The sequence below is a fragment of the Alterluteimonas muca genome, from assembly GCF_021191595.1.
Classification (GTDB): domain Bacteria; phylum Pseudomonadota; class Gammaproteobacteria; order Xanthomonadales; family Xanthomonadaceae; genus Luteimonas; species Luteimonas muca.
The window spans coordinates 40,022-62,042 of sequence record NZ_JAIWPS010000013.1 but is presented as its reverse complement, the minus strand read 5'-3'; the positions used below and the strand labels follow the sequence as shown (position 1 = coordinate 62,042).

At 68.7% G+C, this 22,021-nt stretch carries 17 protein-coding genes; 7 read left to right on the top strand and 10 right to left on the bottom strand.

The features are described 5' to 3' along the window. Positions 1-145: 145 nt before the first annotated feature. Complete coding sequence (locus LDO11_RS13955) at positions 146-1,159, bottom strand: alpha-ketoacid dehydrogenase subunit beta (RefSeq protein ID WP_232142067.1); 1,014 nt, start codon at positions 1,157-1,159, stop codon at positions 146-148. Then, positions 1,156-2,229, bottom strand: coding sequence for a pyruvate dehydrogenase (acetyl-transferring) E1 component subunit alpha (gene pdhA, locus LDO11_RS13950; protein WP_232142066.1), 1,074 nt, complete (start codon positions 2,227-2,229; stop codon positions 1,156-1,158). Before pdhA ends, LDO11_RS13955 begins: the two co-directional genes overlap by 4 nt. Before the next feature lie 163 nt (positions 2,230-2,392). On the opposite strand from pdhA, the gene LDO11_RS13945 reads away from it, so the two are divergent. Continuing rightward, entirely contained in the window at positions 2,393-3,343 is a 951-nt protein-coding gene (locus tag LDO11_RS13945; protein WP_232142065.1) for an arsenic resistance protein, read from the top strand. Positions 3,344-3,398: 55 nt separating this feature from the next. Here the strand turns inward: LDO11_RS13945 and LDO11_RS13940 are convergent, their stop codons facing one another. Beyond that, a complete protein-coding gene (locus tag LDO11_RS13940) occupies positions 3,399-6,968 on the bottom strand; it encodes a Calx-beta domain-containing protein (protein ID WP_232142064.1) in 3,570 nt (1,189 codons plus the stop codon). Between the two features lie 107 nt (positions 6,969-7,075). On the opposite strand from LDO11_RS13940, the gene LDO11_RS13935 reads away from it, so the two are divergent. From LDO11_RS13935 to LDO11_RS13920, 4 genes are all read left to right on the top strand, one after another. Continuing rightward, on the top strand, positions 7,076-8,026 hold the full coding sequence (locus LDO11_RS13935; RefSeq protein ID WP_232142063.1) for a tryptophan 2,3-dioxygenase: 951 nt from the start codon (positions 7,076-7,078) through the stop codon (positions 8,024-8,026). 67 nt (positions 8,027-8,093) lie between these two features. Beyond that, the gene (locus LDO11_RS13930) at positions 8,094-9,668 is read left to right on the top strand and encodes an AbgT family transporter (RefSeq protein WP_232142062.1); all 1,575 of its coding nucleotides are present in this window, start codon (positions 8,094-8,096) and stop codon (positions 9,666-9,668) included. A gap of 163 nt (positions 9,669-9,831) precedes the next feature. Continuing rightward, entirely contained in the window at positions 9,832-11,328 is a 1,497-nt protein-coding gene (locus LDO11_RS13925) for a peptide MFS transporter (protein WP_232142121.1), read from the top strand. A 97-nt stretch (positions 11,329-11,425) separates the two neighbouring features. Beyond that, the gene (locus tag LDO11_RS13920) at positions 11,426-12,769 is read left to right on the top strand and encodes an MFS transporter (RefSeq protein WP_232142061.1); all 1,344 of its coding nucleotides are present in this window, start codon (positions 11,426-11,428) and stop codon (positions 12,767-12,769) included. Here LDO11_RS13920 and LDO11_RS13915 read toward each other — a convergent pair. Then, positions 12,766-13,275 carry a MarR family winged helix-turn-helix transcriptional regulator gene (locus LDO11_RS13915; protein WP_129135075.1) on the bottom strand — a complete coding sequence of 170 codons (510 nt, stop codon included), beginning with the start codon at positions 13,273-13,275 and terminating at the stop codon, positions 12,766-12,768. The genes LDO11_RS13920 and LDO11_RS13915 overlap by 4 nt on opposite strands. A gap of 102 nt (positions 13,276-13,377) precedes the next feature. Between LDO11_RS13915 and hppD the strand changes: the two genes are divergently transcribed. Then, on the top strand, positions 13,378-14,484 hold the full coding sequence (gene hppD / locus LDO11_RS13910) for a 4-hydroxyphenylpyruvate dioxygenase (RefSeq protein ID WP_129135076.1): 1,107 nt from the start codon (positions 13,378-13,380) through the stop codon (positions 14,482-14,484). Between the two features lie 181 nt (positions 14,485-14,665). Beyond that, positions 14,666-15,964, top strand: coding sequence for a homogentisate 1,2-dioxygenase (gene hmgA / locus LDO11_RS13905; protein ID WP_232142120.1), 1,299 nt, complete (start codon positions 14,666-14,668; stop codon positions 15,962-15,964). A gap of 138 nt (positions 15,965-16,102) precedes the next feature. On the opposite strand, the gene LDO11_RS13900 is transcribed toward hmgA, so the two are convergent. The 6 genes from LDO11_RS13900 to LDO11_RS13875 are packed head-to-tail and all read right to left on the bottom strand — an operon-like array spanning position 16,103 to position 21,940. Further along, entirely contained in the window at positions 16,103-16,507 is a 405-nt protein-coding gene (locus LDO11_RS13900; RefSeq protein ID WP_232142060.1) for a Na+/H+ antiporter subunit G, read from the bottom strand. Further along, the gene (locus LDO11_RS13895; RefSeq protein WP_100324375.1) at positions 16,504-16,773 is read right to left on the bottom strand and encodes a K+/H+ antiporter subunit F; all 270 of its coding nucleotides are present in this window, start codon (positions 16,771-16,773) and stop codon (positions 16,504-16,506) included. Before LDO11_RS13895 ends, LDO11_RS13900 begins: the two co-directional genes overlap by 4 nt. Then, a complete protein-coding gene (locus LDO11_RS13890; RefSeq protein ID WP_129135078.1) occupies positions 16,770-17,258 on the bottom strand; it encodes a Na+/H+ antiporter subunit E in 489 nt (162 codons plus the stop codon). The genes LDO11_RS13895 and LDO11_RS13890 overlap by 4 nt, the downstream gene beginning before the upstream one ends. Before the next feature lies 1 nt (position 17,259). Further along, positions 17,260-18,786: a monovalent cation/H+ antiporter subunit D gene (locus LDO11_RS13885; protein WP_129135079.1), complete on the bottom strand. Its 1,527-nt coding sequence runs from the start codon at positions 18,784-18,786 to the stop codon at positions 17,260-17,262. After that, positions 18,783-19,139, bottom strand: coding sequence for a Na+/H+ antiporter subunit C (locus LDO11_RS13880; protein ID WP_100324378.1), 357 nt, complete (start codon positions 19,137-19,139; stop codon positions 18,783-18,785). Before LDO11_RS13880 ends, LDO11_RS13885 begins: the two co-directional genes overlap by 4 nt. After that, positions 19,139-21,940 (bottom strand): monovalent cation/H+ antiporter subunit A, encoded by a 2,802-nt coding sequence (locus LDO11_RS13875; RefSeq protein WP_232142059.1) that lies wholly within the window; start codon positions 21,938-21,940, stop codon positions 19,139-19,141. Before LDO11_RS13875 ends, LDO11_RS13880 begins: the two co-directional genes overlap by 1 nt. Positions 21,941-22,021: the final 81 nt, after the last annotated feature.

Sequence of the window (22,021 nt, the reverse complement as noted above, 5' to 3'; positions counted from 1 at the left end):
CGTGCGCGGGAGAGGGGCAGGGGGTGAGGGCAGGAGCGAGCGGCAGTTGCCCTCATCCGCCCCTTCGGGGGCACCTTCTCCCGCGGGCGGGAGAAGGGTACGCAACGCAGCCACCGCTCGCGGCCGTCGCGCCGCAAGTGTGGCGTCAGCCTGCCGCCATCACCCGCTTTGCCGCCTCGACCACGCGCGCGGTCGTCGGCAGGTACTTCATTTCCAGCCGGAACAGCGGGATGTGGGTGTCGTAGCCGGTGACGCGCTCGACCGGTGCCAGCAGGTCGTACATGCAGTCCTCGGCCAGGCGCGCGGCGATCTCGGCGCCGAAGCCCGCGGTGCGCGGCGCCTCGTGCACGATCACGCAGCGGCCGGTACGGGTGACCGATTCGGCGATGGTGTCGAAGTCGAGGGGTTTCAGCGTGGCGACGTCGATGACCTCGGCGCTGATGCCTTCGGCAGCCAGCTGGTCGGCAGCCTCGAGAGCCTCCTTCACCTGCGCGCCCCAGGTCACCAGGGTGACGTCGGTGCCGTCGCGCAGCACGTAGCACACGTCCAGCGGCAGCGCCTCGCCGTCGTCGGGCACGAGTTCCTTGTACTGGCGGTAGATGCGCTTGGGCTCGAAGTAGATCACCGGGTCGGGGTCGCGGATCGCCGCGAGCAGCAGCCCATAGGCGCGCGCCGGCGACGACGGCATCACCACGCGCAGGCCGGGGACGTTGGTGAACATCGCCTCGTTGGCCTCGGAGTGGTGCTCCGGTGCACGGATGCCGCCGCCCCACGGCACGCGCAGCACCATCGGGCAGTGCAGGCGGCCACGGGTGCGGGTACGGAACCGCGCGGCGTGGCAGATGATGTGGTCGAGCATCGGGTAGACGAAGCCGTCGAACTGCGCCTCGGCCACCGGCTTCATGCCCTGCAGCGACATGCCGACGGTCAGGCCGGCGATGGTGGTCTCGTCGAGCGGGGTGTCGATCACCCGGCTGGAACCGAACTGCGCATGCAGGCCGGCGGTGGCGCGGAACACGCCGCCGTTGACGCCGACGTCCTCGCCCAGCACCACCACCGAATCGTCGTTGCGCATCTCCCAGGCCAACGCCTGGGTGACCGCCTCGATCAGGGTGATCGGGTTCGCCGCATCGGCGGCGTTCGCGTTGGCGGCGCTCATCGACGCTGCTCCCGGGCAATGGCGTCCTCGCGCTGGGCGAGCAGCTCGGCGGGTGGATCGGCGTAGAGATAATCGAACATTGCTTCGACCGGTTGGACTTTCGATTCGAGGTAGGCGTTGATCTCGGCGTCGACGCGTTTGCCGCATTCCTCGGCCCAGGCCTTTTCCTGCGCCTCGTCCCACATGCCCTGCGCGGTGAGCCAGTTGCGCAGGCGGATGAAGGGCTCCTTCTCCCACGCGGCCTTGACCTCGGCGTCGTCGCGGTAGCGGCGTGCGTCGTCGGCAGTGGTGTGGTCGTGCAGGCGGTAGGTCATGAACTCGATGACGGTGCCGCCTTCGCCGTTGCGGGCGCGGTCCATCGCCCGGCGCATGCCTTCCAGCACCGCGAACAGGTCGTTGCCGTCCACCTGTAGGCAGTACAGCCCGCCGGCGAGGCCCTTCTGCGCCAGCGTCTTCGCGCCGGTCTGCGCGGTGCGCGGCACCGAGATCGCCCAGCCGTTGTTGACGATGCACTGCACGAACGGCAGTTCGTAGGCGCCGGCGGAGTTGATCGCGGCGTAGGTGTCGGTCTTGGAGCTGCCGCCGTCACCGCAGCAGGTCACCGCCACGCGCGGCTCGCCGCGGAGCTTGAATGCCAGCGCGGCACCGGCCGCGTGCAGGCACTGGGTGGCGATCGGCACGCACCAGGGCAGGTCGTGGCGCGGGATCTCGAAATCGTTGCCGCGCTCGTCGCCGCCCCAGTACATCAGCACGTCGCGCGGTTTGACGCCGCGCATGAACTGCGCGCCATATTCGCGGTAGCTGGGTGCGAGCAGGTCCTCGGGGCGCATCGAGGCGCCGATGCCGATATGGGTGGCTTCGTGGCCCAGGCAGGCGGCGTAGGTGCCGAGCTTGCCGGTGCGCTGCAGGGCGATGGCCTTGCTGTCGAAGGTACGGACGAACAGCATTTCCTTGAACAGCTCGAGGATGCGCTGTGGATCGGCGAGATCGGCCGGCGGCTCGGCGACGAAACGTCCGTCCGGGCCCAGGTATTGCAGGTACTCGATCTCGAAGGTGGCGGCGACAGTCATGCGAAAGGGTCTCGGCACACTTCACGGGGCCGGAGATGATAGCCAGTGCGCCGTAAACTCGCGTTGCGCAACGCGTCATGACAGGCGCGGCCTGAAATGGCATCGCACGGGCGTGGCGCGCCTCCGGCCCCCGCCGGCACGCATTCAGAGAACCGGAGCGCCAATGACCCGCCTGCAACTCGAACGCCACCAGGTGTGGATCTATCTGGCCGCCATTGCCACCGGCCTGGTGCTGGGCGGCGTGCTCCCGGAAGTGCGTGCATCCGGCGAACTGCTGCTGTGGCCGGCGCTGGTGCTGTTGCTGTATGCCGCCTTCGCGCAGGTGCCGCTGCTGCAGCTGCGGGCGGCCTTCGGCGACCGGCGCTTCCTGGTCGCGGTGGTGACCGGCAACTTCCTGCTGGTGCCACTGCTGGTGTTCGCGCTGGTGCAGCTGCTGCCGGCCGACCCGGCGCTGCGACTGGGCGTGGCGCTGGTGCTGCTGGTGCCCTGCACCGACTGGTTCATCGGTTTCGCGCAGATGGGCGGCGGCGACACCTCGCGGGCGATCGCGGTGACCCCGCTCAACCTGCTGCTGCAGTTGCTGCTGTTGCCGCTCTACCTGTGGGGGCTGCCCGGGGTGCCGTCGCTGCAGGGGGTGCCGGCGGCATCGGCATGGTCGGCCGCAGGCGTGGTGCTGGTGCCACTGGCCGCCGCATTCGCCACCGAGCGCTGGATCGGCCGGCAACCGGCGCGCGAATCCTTGCGCGAACGTTTGGCCTGGTGGCCGGTACCGCTGCTGGCCGTGGTGGTGCTGCTGGTGGCCGCCTCGCAGGCGGCGACGGTGCGGGCCGCGGCCGACACCCTGCCTCTGCTGGTGCCGCTGTTCGCGGCCTACCTGCTGGGTGCAGCGCTGATCGCCAAGGCGCTGGCGCGGATGTTGCGCCTGCCCGCCCGCCACGGCCGCACGCTGTGCTTCAGCCTCGGCACCCGCAACTCGTTCGTGGTGCTGCCGCTGGCGCTGGCACTGCCGCAGGGCTGGTCGATCGCGGCGGTGGTGGTGGTGACGCAGTCGCTGGTGGAACTGCTGGGGATGCTGCTGTACCTGCGCTGGGTGCCGCGACTGTTCCGGGACTGATGCGTCGAGACCCCTCTCCCGCGTGCGGGAGAGGGGCAGGGTTTGCTCGGGCGGCCTACGGTTGCTGCCAACTGGCGCGAAGGGCAAGCCCTGCGAAGTCGCGGATGCCTTCGACGCGGACATACCAGACGCCCGCCGCCGGCGCCGCGACCTGCACGGCCTCGTTGTTGCCCGGCCGTGCGGAGCGCGCATCCCAGGCTTGGGTGGTCGCGGGCTCGCCATGGCGCAGCAGCAGGGTCACGTCGCCGCTGCCGCCGTAGCTCATCACCCGCAGGTTGCGTGCGCCGGGCGGCAGTTCGATGCGGTAGAGCAGCGAATCGCCCGCATCTCCCGCAAGCCCCGTGACCGGCACGCCATTGGCGAGTCCGGGTGCGGCCTGCGGATCCTCGACGATGCGCGTCGTCGCGCTGGCGCTGTTGTTCTCTTCCTCCGGGTCCGCGGTCTGCGAAGTCGCCGCCACCGCCAGGGTCAGCTCGCGGCCGAGTGCGTCGGCGGGTGCGGTGGCGGCGAGGCCGAAGACCGCATCGGCGCCGGCGCCGAGGCTGTCGATGGTGCAGGCCAGCGTGGTCCCGGTGGCACCTTGTTCCGGGGCGTCGCAGCTCCAGCCTGCGGGTGCATCGATCTCCAGATCAGCGAGCCCTGCATCGACCGCGAACCCGATGCCGGCGAACTGCGCCGCATCCGGACCGGCATTGGCGAGCGTTGCGGCGAATGCCATGGTCCGGCCGACCGCGGTTTCGGTCGCGTCCGCCTCGGCGGTCACCACGAGGTCGGCGTGCTGCACCGGTGCCATCCGCACCAGCAGCAGCGTCGGGTCGTGGTCGGACAGGCGCGTCGGGGTGTCCGCTTCGTTGCGGGCGATCTCCGGGAAGTCGGCATTGATGCGCGCGTGGCTGACCGCATGGCCGGCGACCGCAGGCGACTCCAGCAGCGCGCGGTTGACCAGGATGTGGTCGAGTGTCTGCGCCTGGTAGTCGAACACGAACGAGTAGCGCTGGGCCGCATCGGCATCGAGGGTGGTGTTGCGCAGATCGGGGTCGACCAGGTCCACGCCGTCGCCATCCACCGCGGTCTCGCCATCGGGGCTGGGCTGGCCGGTGACCACGCCCATCGCATGGATATGGCCGTCGTTGAACTCGAATGCGTTGAAGTCGCCCAGCACCACCAGCCCGCGCGCCGGATCCGCCTGCTGGATGCCCTGCACCAGACCGGCGAGGAATTCCGCCTGCGCCTGGCGCTTGGCGCGCACGCGTGCACCTGTGCTGATCCAGCCGCTGGCACCGCCGGTGTCGTCCTCGATGCCGCTCAGGGAACGCTGGTGGACGACGATCGCGGTCACCGGCAACGCACGGCCGTCGGCGAAGCGGATCGTGGCGTCCAGTCGCAGCGGCGGGCGGTCATTGAGCAGGCTGGTGCTGCCATCGGGATTGGCCAGCACGGCATCGGCGCCCTCCTGGACCACCGCGTGCACGTCCACCCGAGGCACGCCTGCGCCGTTGTCGGCAACGCGCACGAGGAATCCGACATCGATGCCGCCGACGTCGTTGCCCTCTGCGAGGTAGGCCACATAGCCGGGATCGCCCTGGCCGCTGGCGATGGCATCGGCGTTGATGCGCGTGGCCAGCGCCTGCAGCGTGGACAGGTTCTCGACCTCGGTCACGCCGAGGATGTCGGGCAGGTGCAGGTAGCCGCGCACCGCCAGCGAGGCTTTGCGCAGGCGCCGTTCGAAGGCCTCGGCGGTGAGCACCGGCTCGCCGATCGCCGGGTCGTTGCCGGTGTCGAAGAAGCGCTCGAGGTTGTAGGTGGCGAAGGTCGCGTGGTCGGGGCCCGGCAGCAGTGCGGGACGCGGCTGGTCGGCGCCATCGCAGGCGACCGACAGTTCGGCTTCCGGATAGATGGTGTAGCGGCGGAAGCTGTAGTCCAGCGGGCCGACGAGGCTGCCGTCGACGATGCGGCAGCCGGCGGCGAGGTTCGCGGTCGGCGCACCGATGGTGCTGCTGTTGACGGCGATCAGTTCCGGGTTGAAGTCCCAGCGCGGGATCGCCGGCGCGCTGCTGCCCAGCGGGTCGGGGTCCATCAGCGGCAGGCCCGGCTCGCGGAACGGCCGCGGCGTGCCGGTCACCACCACCGCGAAGCGGCCGTTGCTGGTGGCCGTGGCCTGGGCTTCGTTGACGTTGCCGCCGGTGGGCGCGACCACGGTGAAGTCGGCCGCGCTGACCCGCATGCCCTCGTAGGGTTCGAGCTGGTCCAGTGCGCCGTCCGGACGCGGCAGCGCGGTGGTCAGCAGCACCGGTGCGGGAAGCGGATGCCCGCTGGAAAGCTGCACCACGCGCGCATCGGTGATCTCGGTCAGCGGCAGCTGGAACGGGTCGGCAGACGGCACATATTCGATCACCGTGCCCTGCACCAGCACGCGGTTGCCGACCGCGGCCGCATCCGGCGGCGCGGTGGACGTGAACACGAACACGCCCTCGGAGGTGGCCGGGTCGCCGTCGTCCTCGCCGTCGGCGGTCTGCAGGAAGAAGCCGTTGTTCCTGCGCGCGGTGACGATGCCTTCGGTCGCGACCGCGACGTTCTCGTATGGCGAACGCGCGCCGGCGCCCTGGATCGCATGGATCGCCAGCCGGGTGACGTCGTCGTTGAGGATGGTGCCGGTGGCCTCGCCACGCTGCAGCTGCGCGCCGTCCGGGCTGGACAGGGTGACCACGAAGGTCTCGTCGGGCTCGGTGACGGTGTCGCCGCGCACCTGCACCACCACGGTCTGCGATGTGTCGCCCTCGGCGAACTCGAGCGTGCCCGATGCGGCCAGGTAGTCGTCGTCGGCCAGGGTGGCGCTGCCGTCTGCGGTGGCGTAATCGACGCGCACGCCACCGGCGGGTGCGGGGCGGTCGAGGCGCACGCTGAAGAAGAACGGCGTGGAGCCGCTGTCGCCTTCGGCCGCCGCGGTGTCGGCGATGCTCAACCACGGCGTGCCGCCGCCTGCGCAGGGCAGGGTGGGGGTGGCGCGATTGCGTGGCGCAGGCGCGCGGGCCGAGAAATCCGCGGCGTTGTCGTTGCTGTCGCTGCAGCCGTCGTCGGCGCGCCAGCCCGCCAGTACCGCCGACAGGGCCGGGGCCGGGCCGCTGCCCTCCGACCAGTTCGCGCCGCCGAAGCCGACCAGGTCGAGGATGCGCGCGGCCTGCTCCGCGCTGCAGGGCGTACTGCCGCCGTTGCAGCCGAGGCTGGTGGTGCCTTCCACCAGTGCGACCTTGCCGGCCGCCGCGGCCATGTTGATGGTGCCGGTGGCGTTTACTTCCGGCAGCGGTGCGCCGTTGGCGCCGCCCGCCAGGCCGACCAGGAAGTACTGCCCCGGGGCGAGGTCGACATCCGGCAGGACCACCAGCTGCGTGGCGCTGGCGCCGAAGTTGCCGGTGCCGGTGGCACTGGCGTACTGCAGCGACCTGCCGCCCAGTGCTTCGGGCGTGTCGCCACGGTTGAACAGTTCGATGTAGTCGGCGTTGTGGACCGCACCGCTGTTGCCGCCGGCGCCGTACACCTGGCTGACCACCACCTGGGCATGGGCGGTCGCGCCCGCGCCGCACCCCAAAGCCACGGCCAGCAACAGCCGGCCTGCGAGCATGCGCATCGCGCCTCTCCCTAGTCTGGCCCCCCGGTCCCGTGGCGATTCTGCACCGATCCCGTGGCCGGCGCATGACAGCGGGGCACGCGGATTGATCGGGTACCCTTCCGCCAATGAGCACCGACCGCAAACCGCCGGCTCCCGGCCACGCCGCGAACCTGCCGGACTCGACCCGGCCGGCGTCGGAGCCGGCGACGGACAACCAGCGCGACCTCGAAGCCGGCATCCACACCGATCTCGAAGGGCGGATGACCTACGGCGGCTACCTGCGCCTGGACCGCCTGCTGTCGTCGCAGGTGCCGTTGTCGGATCCGCCGCACCACGACGAGATGCTGTTCATCGTCCAGCACCACGTCTCCGAGCTGTGGATCAAGCTGATGATCCACGAGCTGGGCGCCGCGATCGTGCACCTCAGGCGCGACGAGGTCGGGCGCTGCCGCAAGGTGCTGGCGCGCTGCAAGCAGGTGCTGCGCCAGCTCACCGAGCAGTGGTCGGTGCTGGAGACGCTCACCCCGTCGGAGTACATGGAATTCCGCGGGATCCTGGGGCCGTCGTCGGGCTTCCAGTCGCTGCAGTACCGCACGGTGGAATTCCTGCTGGGCAACAAGAACGAGCAGATGCTCGACGTGTTCGCCCACGACGCCGACGGCCAGGCCGCGCTCGAGAGCGTGCTGCGCGCACCGGGCCTCTACGACGAATTCCTGCGCTACCTCGCGCGCTGGGGCCATGCGATCCCGCCCGCGCACCTTGAGCGCGACTGGAGCCGGCCGCACGTCATGGACCCGGCACTGGTGGAGGTGATGCGGGTGATCTACGCGGATACCGGCACCTGGTGGCGCGAGTACTCGCTGTGCGAGGACCTCGTCGATCTCGAGTCGCAGTTCCAGCTGTGGCGTTTCCGCCACATGCGCACGGTGATGCGCATCATCGGCTTCAAGCGCGGCACCGGAGGTTCCAGCGGCGTCGGCTTCCTGCGCCAGGCACTCGACCTCACGTTCTTCCCCGAGCTGTTCGAGGTGCGCACGCATCTCGCGCCACCTGCCGGCGCAACCGGCCGCTACTGACAGGCAGCCGCGGCAAAGCGGCTGCTAGGATGCCGGCACTCGAGTCACCGCACAGGGGAACCCCAGCATGAGTCATCCCGCTCCGGCCGCCACGCCGACGCCGCGTGGCGCCGTCGCCCGATTCCTCGACGCCGTCGAGCGCGTAGGCAACAAGCTGCCTGATCCGGCAGTCCTGTTCCTCGGGCTGATGCTGGTGGTATGGGTGGTCTCCGCCGCGCTGGCGCAGGTCAACTTCGCCGAGATCGACCCGCGCAGCGGCGATCCGATCCAGATCAACAATCTCCTCGCTGGAACCAGCTTCACCGCCTTCATGGCGACGATGGTGTCCACCTTCGTCAACTTCGCGCCGCTCGGTGTGGTGCTGGTGGCGATGCTCGGCCTCGGCGTCGCCGAGCACACCGGCTTCATCAACGCGGCGCTGCGCGCGATCCTGTCGGTGACGCCGCGGATGCTGCTCACGCCGGTGCTGATCGCGGTCGGCATCTTCAGCCACGTCGCGGTGGATGCCGGTTACGTGCTGGTGATCCCGCTGGGCGCGGTGATCTTCTACGCGGCCGGGCGCCATCCGCTGGCGGGCATCGCCGCGGCCTTCGCGGGCGTATCCGGCGGGTTCTCCGCGACCTTCATTCCGTCGAGCCTTGACCCGCTGCTGGCCGGCCTGAGCCAGGAAGCCGCGCGCCTGATCGATCCGGAAATCATCATCAGCCCGCTCAACAACTACTACTTCACAACCGCCTCGACGGCGCTGGTGGTGGCGGTCGGCTGGTTCCTGACCGACCGCGTCATCGAACCGCGCCTTCGCAACACCGCGGTCGACGGCGACATGGCCGACATGCCGGCGATGGAAACGCTGACCGCGCGCGAGCGCACCGGGCTGTGGGCGGCGGTGGCATCGATGCTCGTGCTGGTCGCGGTGCTGGTGCTGACCAGCGTGCCCGTGGGCTCGGCGTGGCGTGCCGGCGCCGACTCCCCCAACGCCGGTGAGCTGCTGGTGGCGACCGCACCGCTGATGCAGTCGATCGTGCCCCTGATCTTCATCCTGTTCCTGGTGCCGGGCATCGTCTACGGCTACATGGCGGGCACGGTGAAGAACCACCGCGACGTCGTGCAGGGCATGAGCCGGGCGATGAGCGGCATGGGCTATTACATCGTCATGGCGTTCTTCGCCGCGCAGTTCATCTACGCCTTCGGGCAGAGCAACCTCGGCGCGCTGCTGGCGATCAAGGGGGCCAACGCGCTGCAGGCGATGGGGCTGCCGATGGGCGTGACCCTGGTCGGCATCGTGGTGCTGTCGGCCTTCGTCAACCTGATGGTCGGCTCGGCATCGGCAAAGTGGGCGCTGATCGGCGCGATCATGGTGCCGATGCTGATGCAGCTGGGCATCTCGCCCGACCTCACCCAGGCCGCGTACCGGGTGGGCGATTCCAGCACCAACATCATCACCCCGCTGCTGCCGTACTTCCCGCTGATCGTGGTGTTCTGCCAGCGCTACGTGAAGTCGAGCGGCATCGGCACGCTGCTGGCGCTGATGCTGCCGTATTCGCTGGCCCTGCTGGTGGTGTGGACGCTGTTCCTGCTGGCGTTCTGGGGCGTTGGCATCCCGCTGGGCGTGGGCGCCAGCTACGAATACGTGCCGGGCTGATCCCGCACGTCGACGGACGTGCCCGCGGGTTTGACGCGGGCCGTCCCGGCGATCCATCCTCGCGCGTCCGCCGCGGCGGACCACTGCAGCCCTGTCATCGAAATCCCTGGGGGAGTCCCGTCGCATGAGTTCCACGCCCACTGTCGAGCCGGCCGGCCCCGGCATGCACATGCCGGTTTCCGGCTCTCCACCCGACTTCCCGCAGGTCATGGGTCATCCGCGTCCGCTGTGGATGCTGTTCATGACCGAGTTCTGGGAACGCTTCGCGTTCTACGGCATGCGCTGGGCGCTGGTGCTCTACATCGTGGCGCAGTTCTATCGCGGCGATTCCTCGGGCGAAGCCCCGGCCAGCGAGCTCTACGGCGCCTACCTGGCGCTGGTCTATGCGGCGGCGATCTTCGGCGGCTATGTCGCCGACAAGCTGATCGGCTACCAGCGCTCGATCCTGCTCGGCGCGGTGTTCATGGCGATCGGCCTGTTCCTGATCGCGCTGCCCAGCGAACAGTGGCTCAAGCTCGGCCTGGCCACGGTGATCGTCGGCAACGGCCTGTTCAAGCCGATCATCTCGACGATGGTGGGCAAGCTCTACGCCACCGGCGACCACCGCCGCGATTCCGGCTTCACCATCTTCTACATGGGCATCAACATGGGCGCGTTCATCGCGCCGATCCTGACCGGCCTGCTGGCCGAGAAGGTGTTCGGCAACGACGGCATGCCGGCCTACACCGCGGTGTTCATCGCCTCGGGCATCGGCATGCTGCTGAGCCTGGTGTGGTTCTGGTTCGGCCGCAGCCAGCTGCAGGGCGTCGGTGCCGCGCCGGTCGCGGCGTCCGGTAACGGCATGGGCCGCCTGCTGATGGTGGCGATCGGCACCGTCGTGGCGATCCCGGTGTTCTATTTCCTGCTCACCATCGAGGCGGGGCTGCTCAACTGGATCCTGCTGGCGCTGTTCGTGGTGCCGGCGATCATGCTGCTGGTCGAGGGCATCCGCGAAGGTTCCAGGCAGCGCGACATGGTGATCGCGATGCTGATCATCTTCGGCTTCAACGTGCTGTTCTGGATGTTCTTCGAGCAGGCCGGCAGCTCGTTCAACTTCCTCGCCCAGAACATCGTCAACCGCGACCTCGGCGGCTGGATCTTCCCGGTGGGCTGGTTCCAGTCGGTGAACTCCATCGCGATCATCACCCTGGCGCCGATCATCGCGTGGCTCTGGGTGAAGATGGGCAGCGCCAATCCGTCGATCCCGCGCAAGTTCGGCCTGGGGCTCATCTTCAACGGCCTGGCCTTCCTGCTGCTGATGCTCGCGCTGTCGAGCATGGTCGACCCGGAGACGCTGAGGATCCCGTTCTGGACGCTGTTCATGGTCTACGTGATCCAGTCGATCGGTGAGCTGTGCCTGTCGCCGATCGGGCTGTCGATGACCACCAAGCTGGCGCCGTCCAGGCTCACCGGTCTGGCGATGGGCGGCTGGTTCCTGTCGATCGCGATCGGCAACAACCTGTCGGGCATGTTCGCCTCCAGCGTGAGTGGCGAGGGCGGCATGACGGTGGCCTCCGCGCATGCCGGCTACACCTTCGGCTTCTGGGCGCTGCTGGGTGCCGGCGTGCTGCTGTTCCTGATCGCGCCGCTGATCCAGAAACTGATGCACGGCGTGAAGTAACCGCCGTCGCCTGCCCGCCTCGCGGGCAGGTGCTGCATGTCGCCGGTCCCGCGCGGGCCGGCGACGACATCCACGCCCTGTCCCGAGCCCTCGTCCGATGACCGACCACGCTGCCAACGTCCTGCCCCGCCCGTCGCCGCTGCAGCGCTGGGTCGCGCTGGTGCTGGTCAGCGTCGCGATGTTCGGCAACTACTACATCTACGACGCGTTCGGCCCGGTGGTGGACCTGCTGCGCGAGCAGGAAGGCTTCACCTACGACCAGATCAGCATGATCTTCAGTGCCTACAGCATCGCCGCGGTGGTGGTGCTGCTGATCGGCGGCTACGTGATCGACCGCTGGGGCACCAAGCGCTCGATCACCCTGTTCGCGCTGATCTGCCTGGCCGCCGCGGCGCTGATGGCGTCCACCGCGCGCTTCGAGACCATGCTGGCCGGCCGTTTCCTGCTCGGCATCGGCGCCGAGCCGTTGATCGTCGCCGCCACCGCGGCGCTGGCGAAATGGTTCAAGGGCAAGGAGCTGTCGTTCGCCTTCGGCATCAACCTGTCGATCGCCCGGCTCGGCTCGGCCTCCGCCGACTGGTCGACGTCGTTCGCAAGTCCGCTGTATTCGAACTGGCAGGACCCGCTGTGGCTGGCGACCGGCGTGGCCACGGTGGGCGTGACCGCGGCGATGCTGTACTGGATGGCGGAGTCGCGTGCCGAGGGCCGGGTGAACCTCGGGCAGGTCGAGCAGACCGACAGGCTCCAGCTCAAGGGCATGTACGCCTTCAGCGCGTCGTACTGGTACATCGTCGGCCTGTGCGTGGTGTTCTACGCCACCGTGTTCCCGTTCCGTGCCTTCGCGATCGACTACTTCCAGCAGGCGCATGGTCTGGACCGCGAGACCGCCGGCATGCTCAGCAGCCTGCTGCCGATGGCCGCGATCGTGGTCACCCCGCTGTTCGGCCTGTGGGTCGACCGGGTCGGGCGCCGCTCACTGTTCATGGCAGTGGGTTCGCTGGTGATGCTCCCGCTCTTCCTGCTGGTCACCTACGCGCCACCGGGGCCGGCGATCGGCATCTGGATCCCGTTCGCCGGCAGTGCCGAAGTGCCGCTCACCCTGCTGCTGGTGATGCTGATGTTGGGCGGCGTGTTCTCGCTGATCCCGGCGGTGATGTGGCCGTCGGTGGCCTATATCGTGCGTGAGAGCCGGCTGGGCGCGGCGTACTCGATGATGACGTTGTGCCAGCAGGTCGGCGTGGCACTGGTGCCGCTGGCGGTGGGGCGCTTCAACACCGCGTTCGCGGCAGGGCCGCAGAACCCCGCGGGCTACGCGCCCGGCATGTGGTTCTACACCGCGCTCGCCGCGCTGGGCCTGCTGTTCTCGTGGCTGCTGTGGCGGGCGGAATCGGGCCCCGGCGCACACGGGCTCGAATACGCCTCCGGCCGCAAGCCCGGCTAGGCACGCACCGCCGGTTCGCCGGCGGCTTCCAGTTCGGCCTCCATCTCCAGCGCATCCAGCCGGTCGAGCAGGCCGAACAGCAGGTCGCGTTCGTTCGTGGACATGCCGCGCAGCAGGCGCTGTTCGAATGCCAGCGCCAGCGGCGCGACCTCGCGATGGATGCGCCGGCCTTCCGCCGACAGCCGCAGCACCGAGCGGCGGCGGTCGCCGTCGTGGATCTCGCGCTCCAGCCGGCCACCTTCGAGCAGGCGCGACACCGCACGACTGACCGCCACCTTGTCCATCGCGGTGCGTTGCGCGACCTCGTTGGCCGACAGCCCGGGAAAGCGTTCGAGCACCGCGATCACGCGCCATTCGGTGATCGCGAGGCCGAAACGCTGCGAATAGACCTGGGCGATGGCGCTGCTCAGTCGGTTGGACAGCACGCTCAGCCGGTACGGCAGGAAGCGCTCCAGCTGCAGTGCATCGGCCGGTGACGGCGGGTGGGGCGGGGGTCGGATGGCCATGCTGCGACGCACCTTGCAAATGGTTACACGTGAAACTATAACGGCGGATACGTCCACCACAAGGCCGCGCACGCGGCCGGCCACCGAATCAAGGAGCCGCACATGAGCGCGCAACCGCAGACCTCGCCCCGGGCACCGAATCTCGGCATGCAGGTCACCACCTTCGAGAACCCGATGGGCATCAACGGGTTCGAGTTCGTCGAGTTCGCCGCGCCGGAAGGCCAGGGCGCGCGCATGCGCGACTACCTCGAGAAGCTCGGCTTCACCGCGATCGCAAAACACCGCAAGCGCGCGATCACCCTCTTCCGGCAGGGCACGATCAACTTCCTGTTGAACGAGGAACCCGATTCCTTCGCGTCCGACTTCGCCGCCCAGCACGGCCCGTCGGCCTGCGGGTTCGCGATCCGCTTCAAAAAGAAGCCTGCCGAAGTGCTCGAACACGTGCTCGCCCAGGGCGGCGAGAAGGCCGACCACAAGGCCGAGACCGGCGCGGTCGGCTTCCCGGCGATCAAGGGCATCGGCGACTGCATGCTGTACCTGGTCGACGATTCCGCGCCGGATGTCTATGCCGACTACGAGCCGCTGCCGGGCGTGGACCAGCATCCGCGCGGCTTCGGCCTGACCTTCATCGACCACCTCACCCACAACCTGTTCCTCGGGAACATGCAGAAGTGGTCGGACTACTACGAGAAGCTGTTCAACTTCCGCGAGATCCGCTATTTCGACATCAAGGGTGCCAAGACCGGCCTGCTGTCGAAGGCGATGACCGCACCCGACGGCGTGGTGCGCATCCCGCTCAACGAGTCCTCGGACGAGAAGAGCCAGATCAACGAATACCTGCGCGACTACAAGGGCGAGGGCATCCAGCACATCGCGCTGTTCACCGACGACATCTACGAGACGGTGGAGAAGATGCGCGAGGCCGGCATCGCCTTCCTCGACACGCCCGATGCGTATTTCGACGTCATCGACCAGCGCGTGCCCGACCATGGCGAGGATGTCGAGCGCCTGCGTCGCAATGCGATCCTGATCGACGCCGATCCCGAGACCAAGCAGCGCAAGCTGCTGCAGATTTTCGGCCAGAACGCGTTCGGCCCGATCTTCTTCGAGATCATCCAGCGCAAGGGCAACGAGGGCTTCGGCGAGGGCAACTTCCAGGCCCTGTTCGAGTCGATCGAGCGCGACCAGATGAAGCGCGGCGTGCTGTAACGCCGCATCCCTTCTCCCGCATGCGGGAGAAGCTGCCCCGAAGGGGCGGATGAGGGCACCACGCGTCGCCCTCACCCCACCCCCCTCCCACGTGCGGGAGAGGGGCTTCACCACAGGCGACGCCATGAACGCATCCACCGACGACAGCGTGATCCCGATGCCACAGGCCGATGCGCGGGCCATGCAGCCGCGCGGCTACATGAGCGGCTTCGGCAACCATTTCGCGACCGAGGCCGAGGCCGGCACCCTGCCGGAAGGGCAGAACTCGCCGCAACGCGTTGCCCACGGCCTGTATGCAGAGCAGCTGTCGGGGTCGGCGTTCACCGCGCCGCGTGCGGAAAACCGCCGCAGCTGGCTCTACCGCATCCGCCCGGCGGCGATGCACGGGCCGTTCGAGCGCTGCATGCAGCCGCGGCTGCACGACGACTTCGGCGACGGCCCGGTCTCGCCCGACCAGATGCGCTGGAGCCCGATGCCGCTGCCCGACACCCCGGTGGACTTCATCGACGGGCTGTACACCGTGGCCGGCAATGGTTCGGCCGCGGCGCAGACCGGCATCGCGGTGCGCGTGTATGCCGCCAGCACGTCGATGCAGGGCCGTTACTACTACAGCGCCGACGGCGAGCAGCTGATCGTGCCGCAGCAGGGCCGCCTGCGCCTCGCCACCGAAATGGGCGTGCTGGACGTCGAGCCGCAGGAGATCGCGGTGATTCCGCGCGGCGTGCGCTTCCGCGTCGAACTCCCGGATGGGCCGTCGCGCGGCTATCTGTGCGAGAACTTCGGTGCCCACCTGCGCCTGCCCGACCTCGGGCCGATCGGTTCGAACGGCCTGGCCAACCCGCGCGACTTCCTCAGTCCGCAGGCCGCCTACGAGGACCTCGAGGGCGACTTCGAACTGGTCGCCAAGTTCCAGGGCCACCTGTGGCGTGCCGATATCGGCCATTCGCCGCTCGACGTGGTCGGCTGGCACGGCAACTACGCGCCGTACAAGTACGACCTGCGCCGCTTCAACACCATCGGTTCGATCAGCTTCGACCACCCCGATCCAAGCATCTTCCTGGTGCTGACCTCGCCCAGCGACACCGCCGGCGTGGGCAACCTCGATTTCGCGATCTTCCCGCCGCGCTGGCTGGTGCAGCAGCACACGTTCCGGCCGCCGTGGTTCCACCGCAACGTGGCCAGCGAATTCATGGGCCTGGTGCACGGCGAGTACGACGCCAAGGCCGAAGGCTTCGCGCCCGGTGGCTGCTCGCTGCACAACTGCATGACCGGGCACGGCCCGGATGCGGCGACCTTCGAGAAGGCATCGAATGCGGATCTCTCCAGGCCCGACGTGATCCGCGACACCATGGCCTTCATGTTCGAGTCGCGGGCGGTGATCCGCCCGACGCAGCAGGCGGTCGATGCCGCCCACCGCCAGCGCGACTACCAGGCCTGCTGGGCCGGGCTGAAGCGCAATTTCAGCCCGCCACGCGGCTGAGCCGGGTCGGTACGACGCGCGACCCGCGCGATTTCACCGGCCACTCGCCGGCGCCGCAGGCATCCTGCCGATGCGGCCCGGCGTGACCGACTGACTGACCGACACGCCGACTGGCTGCGCGCACATGCGCAGTCGTGCTCATTCCACGTGCGGGCGCTCGGCCTGCCGGGCGCGCTCATCCGCGCGCTCGTCGGCGTCATCGCGGATATGTCCGCCCGGGTCCGGCGTTACCGAGGGGTCGCCGGGGCGGCCTTCCATCAGCGACAGCGCTGCACGTGACATCAGGTGCGCCGAGACCGGCGCGGTCATGAAGAGGAACAGCGTGATCAGCAGCTCGCGCGGATGCAGGCCGGCCCCGTGCACGGTGTGGTAGAGGATCGAGGCGGCCAGGATGCAGCCGACGCCGAGCGTGCTCGCCTTGGTCGGGCCGTGGATGCGGGTGAAGAAGCTCGACAGCTTGACCAGCGCGAACGCGCCGAGGAACACGAAGAAGCAACCCACGACCAGCAGGAAGATGGCGAGGGTGTCGATGACGGCGTTCATTCCACGATGTCCCGGCGGATGACGTACTTCGACAGCACCACGGTGCCGAAGAACCCGAGCATGGCGATGATCAGTGCGGCCTCGAAATAGATTTCCGAGTCGAGGTGCATGCCGAACAGGATCAGCTGGGCGATGGTGCTGACGTACAGCGTGTCGAGCGCGAGGATGCGGTCGGGCGCGGAGGGGCCGCGGATCAACCGTATCAGCGAAAGCAGCATCGCCGAACCGACGACGACCATGCCAGCGACCACAGCGATATCGATCATGGGAACACCTTGCGCAGGGGCGCTTCGTAGCGTTGCTTGATGCCGGCCACCACCGCTTCCGGGTCGTCGACATCGAGGAAGTGCACCAGCAGGTGCCTGCGGTCCTCCGACAGTTCCGCCGACACCGTGCCCGGGGTCAGGGTGATGACGCTGGTCAGGGCCGAGATTCCATGGATGTTGGTGAGTTCGAGTGGCACCCAGATGAACGCGGAGCGCAGTTTGCGTTCGGGCCCCAGGACCTGGCGGGCGACGGTGATGTTGGCGACCACCACGTCCCAGGCCAGCTTGAAGGCCAGCGGGATCAGCGCGGACGCATTCCCGATCTGCGCGAATTCGCGCTCCAGCCGCGCGGAGATCTGCGGCATCAACAGCGCCAGCAACAGCGCCATCAGCAGCGTGCCGAGGCTGTAGTCCTCCGCCATCAACACCCAGAAGATGAAGACGGTGATGCTCTGCGGTACCGAGGGAAACAGCTGTAGTTTCATGTCACGGCGTCCTCAGCAGGGGACGGGTCCCGCGGACCGACTCGATGTAATCGTCAGGCGACAGCAGCTGGGCCGCGGTCGCGCCGGTGTAGCGCAGCACCGGTTCGGCGGCGACGGTCATGGCGATGCCATAGGCCAGCAGCAGGCCGGTGGCGGCGAGTTCGAGCCGGGGAATCGTCGGTGGGGGCGAGCGGGGCAGGTCGCTTTCCTCGACACGCCAGAACAACCGGGTGCCGGTGCGGGTCAGCCCGATGATCGCCAGCAGGCTGCTGCCCAGCACGGCGGCAAACACCCAGCCGGTGTCCCCGTCCGGGGCCGCGCCCAGCAGCGCGAACTTGCCGATGAACCCCGACAGCGGCGGCAGGCCGGCGATGGAGATGGCGGCCACCATGTACAGCGACCCGGTCAGCCTCGGCAGCGGCGGTGCGGTGGGCAACACGCGGTCACCGAGAAGCCCGCGTTCGCGCTGCACGATGTGGGCAATCATGAACATCGCGGCGCCGGCAAAGCAGCTGTGCGGCAGGTAATACAGGCCGGCGGAGATGGTGCCGGGCTGCGCCAGCGCGAACGCCACGAACAGCGTACCGGCCGACAGCAGCACCAGGTACGCCGCGCTGATGCGCAGGCGCAGCGAACCCACCACGCCCACGCCGGCAAGCACCAGGGTGACGAGTCCGAACGCCAGCAGCGTGTCGCTGGCGAATCCGGCAAGCAGGCCGGCCTCTTCGCCGAACATCAGCGTCGACAGCCTGAGCAGTGCGTACAGCCCGACCTTGGTCATGATCGTGAACAACGCGGCGACGGTGGCCGGCGCCCGCGAGTAGGTTTCCGGCAGCCACAGGTACAGCGGCAGCAGCGCGGCCTTGGCGCAGAACACCACCAGCAGCAGCCCGCACGTCGCGCGCACGATGGCGAGATCCTCCGGTGCCACCTCGCGCAGGCGCACCGCGATCTCGGCCATGTTGAGCGTGCCGAGCAGGCCATAGAGCAGGCCGAGCGCCACCAGGAACAGGGTCGAAGCGACGATGTTGAAGACCACGTAGTGCATGCCGGCCTTCATGCGGTCGCCGCGGCCACCCGACAGCAGCAGGCCGTAGGAGGCGATCAGCAGCACCTCGAAGAACACGAACAGGTTGAAGACGTCGCCGGTCAGGAAGGCACCGTTGAGGCCCGCGAGCTGGATCTGGAACAGGGCGTGGAAGTGCAGTGCGCGCTTGTCCCAGCCCGCGCAGGCGTACAGCAGGCAGGGGATCGCCAGCAACGTGCTGGTCAGTACCATCAATGCGCTGAGCCGGTCGAGCATCAGCACGATGCCCAGCCGCGCCGGCCAGTCGCCCAGCAGGTAGACGTCGATGCCGCCCTGCGACGCGCGTGCCATCAGCGCGACTGACGAGGCCAGCAGCAGGGCCATGCCGATCCACGCGCCGGTGCGCAGGACCTGGCTGTCGTGCCGGCGTTCGAGCAGCAGCAGAAACGCGCCGGTGATCAGCGGAATCAGGATCGGCGCGAGGACCAGGTGCTGCGTCATCGGTCACCCTTGTGGCCGGGCTCGCGGCCATCCACGTGGTCGCTCTGCAGGTCGGCGTGGTTGCGCATCGCCACCACCACCGCCACGGCGGTCATCGCGAACGCGATGACGATCGCGGTCAGCACCAGCGCCTGGGGCAACGGGTCGGCATGGTTGGCCAGCGTCGCCTCGACGCCGTCGCGCAGCACCGGTGCCTTGCCGACCACCAGCCGGCCGGACGAGAAGATCAGCAGGTTGGTGGCGTACGACAGTAGCGTCAGGCCCAGGATCACGTCGAACGTGCGGGCGCGCAGCAGCAGGTAGACGCCCGAGGCGGTGAGTACGCCGATCGCGCTGGCGAGTGCGAATTCCATCAGTAGTTCTCCTCTGCGGCCCGCTGGCGGTGCTTGACGGTGCCCATCGTCGACAGGATCAGCAGCGCACCCGCGAAGACCACGATGTACACGCCGGTGTCGAACACCAGCGCGCTGGTAAGCGGCAGGCTGCCCACCATCGGCAGCTCGAGGTCGTAATGTCCGCTGGTCAGGAATGGCAGCCCGAACAGCAGCGAGCCGAGCCCGCCGATGCAGGCGATGAGCAGGCCCAGGCCCACGCCGCGCAGGTAATCGAAGCCGAACGTCGCCTCCACCGCGCGCGCACCCTGCAGCACGTACTTGATCAGCACCGGCACCGCGATCGCCAGGCCGGCGATGAAGCCACCGCCGGGTGCGTTGTGGCCACGCAGGAACAGGTAGATCGACACCGTCAGCGTCAGCGGGAACAGCAGCTGGGTGAGGTCGGCGGGGATCGGCAGCTGCACCGGTGGCCCGGGCATGATCTCGTCGGGCTTGAGCCGCGCCCAGCGCAGCAGTGCGTGCACCACCAGCGCCGCCACCGCGAACACCGTGATCTCGCCGAAGGTATCGAAGCCGCGGAAGTCGACCAGGATGACGTTGACGACGTTGGCGCCATAGGCCTCGGGCAGCGAGCGTGCCAGCAACTCGCCGGAGATCGTCTGCGACGGCCTGAGCAGCATCCCGTATGCCAGCGCGAAGATGCCGATGCCGGCGGCCGCCGAGATGCCGGCATCGCGCCAGCGCCGGAACGGGGTGCGGGCCTGCTTCGACTGCTTGGGCAGGTAGTTGAGCGCCATCATCATCAGCGCGATGGTCACCATCTCCACCAGCAGCTGGGTCAGCGCGAGATCCGGTGCCGACAACAGCGCGAACACCGCGCAGAGCATCAACCCGACCGCGCCGATCACGATGAGCGCCGTCAGCCTGCGCCCGTGTGCGGCCACGGTCGCCAGGGTGCTGCCGACCAGCACGGTCCAGACGATCCACCCGATCAACGGCATCGGCTGCGGCGATGGCAGGGCGCCGTAGCCCGCGGCCTCCGCCGCCGCATCGCCGAGGAACGGCGCCGCGCCCACCACCAGGACCACCACGATCATCCAGAACAGGCTGCGGCGGATGCCCCCTGCGGCGACCCGTTCGGTGAAGCGGCCGGCGGCGGCGAACAGCTTCTCGATGTTGACCTGGAACAGGTGCCGGCCCCACGAGCGCAGCATGGCGTCGTGCAGGGCGAACAGCCGGCGCAGGGTGAAATACAGGAACACGCCGCCGACCAGGCCGATGATGCTCATCGCCAGCGGCAGGTTCCAGCCATGCCACACGGCGAGGCTGAACTCCGGTGCTGCAGGCCCCAGCGTGCCGGCGACCGCGGTCTCGAGGATGCCACTGACGGTCAGCGCGGGCAGCACGCCCACCGCCAGGCACATCACCACCAGCACCGCCACCGGCACGCGCATCCAGCGCACCGGCTCGTGCGGATCGGTATCGAGGTCGCGCGGGCCATCGCCGAAGAAGGTGTCGTGCACGAAACGCAGGCTGTAGGCCACGCCCAGCACGCCCGCCAGCCCCGCGGCAACGGTCACGAACAGCTGCATCGCACCCTGCGCTTCCACCTGCAGCGCCTCGGCGAAGAACATTTCCTTGGACAGGAAGCCGTTGAGCAGCGGCACGCCTGCCATCGCCAGCGAGGCGATGATCGCCAGCGCCGCGGTCCAGGGCATGAAGCGTCGCAGGTTGCCGAGCCGGCGCATGTCGCGGGTGCCGGTCTCGTGGTCGATGATGCCGGCGGCCATGAACAGCGAGGCCTTGAAGGTGGCGTGGTTGAGGATGTGGAACACGCCGGCGACCACCGCCATCGGCGTCGACAGCCCGAACAGCATGGTGATCAGGCCGAGGTGCGAGATCGTGGAATACGCCAGCAGGCCCTTGAGGTCATGCTGGAAGATCGCGTACCACGCACCCACCAGCAGGGTGATCGCACCGACGGTGGTGACCACGTAGAAGAACAGGTCGGTGCCGGCCAGTGCCGGGTGCAGGCGCGCCAGCAGGAACACGCCGGCCTTCACCATCGTCGCCGAGTGCAGGTAGGCCGAGACCGGGGTCGGCGCGGCCATCGCCTGCGGCAGCCAGAAGTGGAACGGGAACTGCGCGCTCTTGGTGAAGATGCCGAGCAGCACCAGACCAAGGATCGCCGGATACCAGGCGTCGTTGCGGATCGCGTCGCCGGCCGCGAACACCGCATCGAGTTCGAAACTGCCCACCACGCGCCCGATCAGCAGGACGCCGCCGAGCAGGGCCAGTCCACCGAGTGCGGTGATCGTCAGCGCCATGCGCGCGCCCTGGCGTGCGTCCTCGCGGTGGGTCCAGAAGCCGATCAGCAGGAAGGAGCTGATCGAGGTCAGCTCCCAGAACACCACCAGCAGCAACAGGTTGCCGGACAGCACCATGCCCAGCATGGCGCCCATGAAAAGCAGCAGGAACGAGTAGAAGCGCGGTGCGTTGTCGCGGCTGTCGAGGTAGTAGTGGGCGTACATCACGATCAGCGCGCCGATGCCCAGCACCAGGCCCGCGAACATCCACGCCAGGCCATCCAGCCGCAGCGACAGGTCGAGCCCGGCCGACGGTATCCACGGCAGGCTGGCGCGCAGGATGTCGCCGTCGATCACCGCCGGCGACATCAGCCCCAACAACACGAGCCCAACCAGTGGCGCTGCCGCGGCCGTCCACGACACGGCGCCACGCGAGAGCGTGCGCGGCAGCGCGGCCACGACTGCCGCTGCCAGGAATGGGAGCGACAGCAGGAGATGCAGGGTCAAAGGCATGCAGGGAATACGTGATTCACGAGCGGCGCCCGATTCTAGCAGTGCCCTGCGACGGTCCTGTCCATACTCGCGCGCACGCGT

What these genes read in the sequence shown, in the direction of transcription:
- LDO11_RS13955 (WP_232142067.1), bottom strand. Translation starts at nt 1,159, where the DNA reads ATGAGCGCCGCCAACGCGAACGCCGCCGATGCGGCGAACCCGATCACC.
- pdhA (WP_232142066.1), bottom strand. Translation starts at nt 2,229, where the DNA reads ATGACTGTCGCCGCCACCTTCGAGATCGAGTACCTGCAATACCTGGGC.
- LDO11_RS13945 (WP_232142065.1), top strand. Translation starts at nt 2,393, where the DNA reads ATGACCCGCCTGCAACTCGAACGCCACCAGGTGTGGATCTATCTGGCC.
- LDO11_RS13940 (WP_232142064.1), bottom strand. Translation starts at nt 6,968, where the DNA reads ATGCGCATGCTCGCAGGCCGGCTGTTGCTGGCCGTGGCTTTGGGGTGC.
- LDO11_RS13935 (WP_232142063.1), top strand. Translation starts at nt 7,076, where the DNA reads ATGAGCACCGACCGCAAACCGCCGGCTCCCGGCCACGCCGCGAACCTG.
- LDO11_RS13930 (WP_232142062.1), top strand. Translation starts at nt 8,094, where the DNA reads ATGAGTCATCCCGCTCCGGCCGCCACGCCGACGCCGCGTGGCGCCGTC.
- LDO11_RS13925 (WP_232142121.1), top strand. Translation starts at nt 9,832, where the DNA reads ATGCACATGCCGGTTTCCGGCTCTCCACCCGACTTCCCGCAGGTCATG.
- LDO11_RS13920 (WP_232142061.1), top strand. Translation starts at nt 11,426, where the DNA reads ATGACCGACCACGCTGCCAACGTCCTGCCCCGCCCGTCGCCGCTGCAG.
- LDO11_RS13915 (WP_129135075.1), bottom strand. Translation starts at nt 13,275, where the DNA reads ATGGCCATCCGACCCCCGCCCCACCCGCCGTCACCGGCCGATGCACTG.
- hppD (WP_129135076.1), top strand. Translation starts at nt 13,378, where the DNA reads ATGAGCGCGCAACCGCAGACCTCGCCCCGGGCACCGAATCTCGGCATG.
- hmgA (WP_232142120.1), top strand. Translation starts at nt 14,666, where the DNA reads ATGCAGCCGCGCGGCTACATGAGCGGCTTCGGCAACCATTTCGCGACC.
- LDO11_RS13900 (WP_232142060.1), bottom strand. Translation starts at nt 16,507, where the DNA reads ATGAACGCCGTCATCGACACCCTCGCCATCTTCCTGCTGGTCGTGGGT.
- LDO11_RS13895 (WP_100324375.1), bottom strand. Translation starts at nt 16,773, where the DNA reads ATGATCGATATCGCTGTGGTCGCTGGCATGGTCGTCGTCGGTTCGGCG.
- LDO11_RS13890 (WP_129135078.1), bottom strand. Translation starts at nt 17,258, where the DNA reads ATGAAACTACAGCTGTTTCCCTCGGTACCGCAGAGCATCACCGTCTTC.
- LDO11_RS13885 (WP_129135079.1), bottom strand. Translation starts at nt 18,786, where the DNA reads ATGACGCAGCACCTGGTCCTCGCGCCGATCCTGATTCCGCTGATCACC.
- LDO11_RS13880 (WP_100324378.1), bottom strand. Translation starts at nt 19,139, where the DNA reads ATGGAATTCGCACTCGCCAGCGCGATCGGCGTACTCACCGCCTCGGGC.
- LDO11_RS13875 (WP_232142059.1), bottom strand. Translation starts at nt 21,940, where the DNA reads ATGCCTTTGACCCTGCATCTCCTGCTGTCGCTCCCATTCCTGGCAGCG.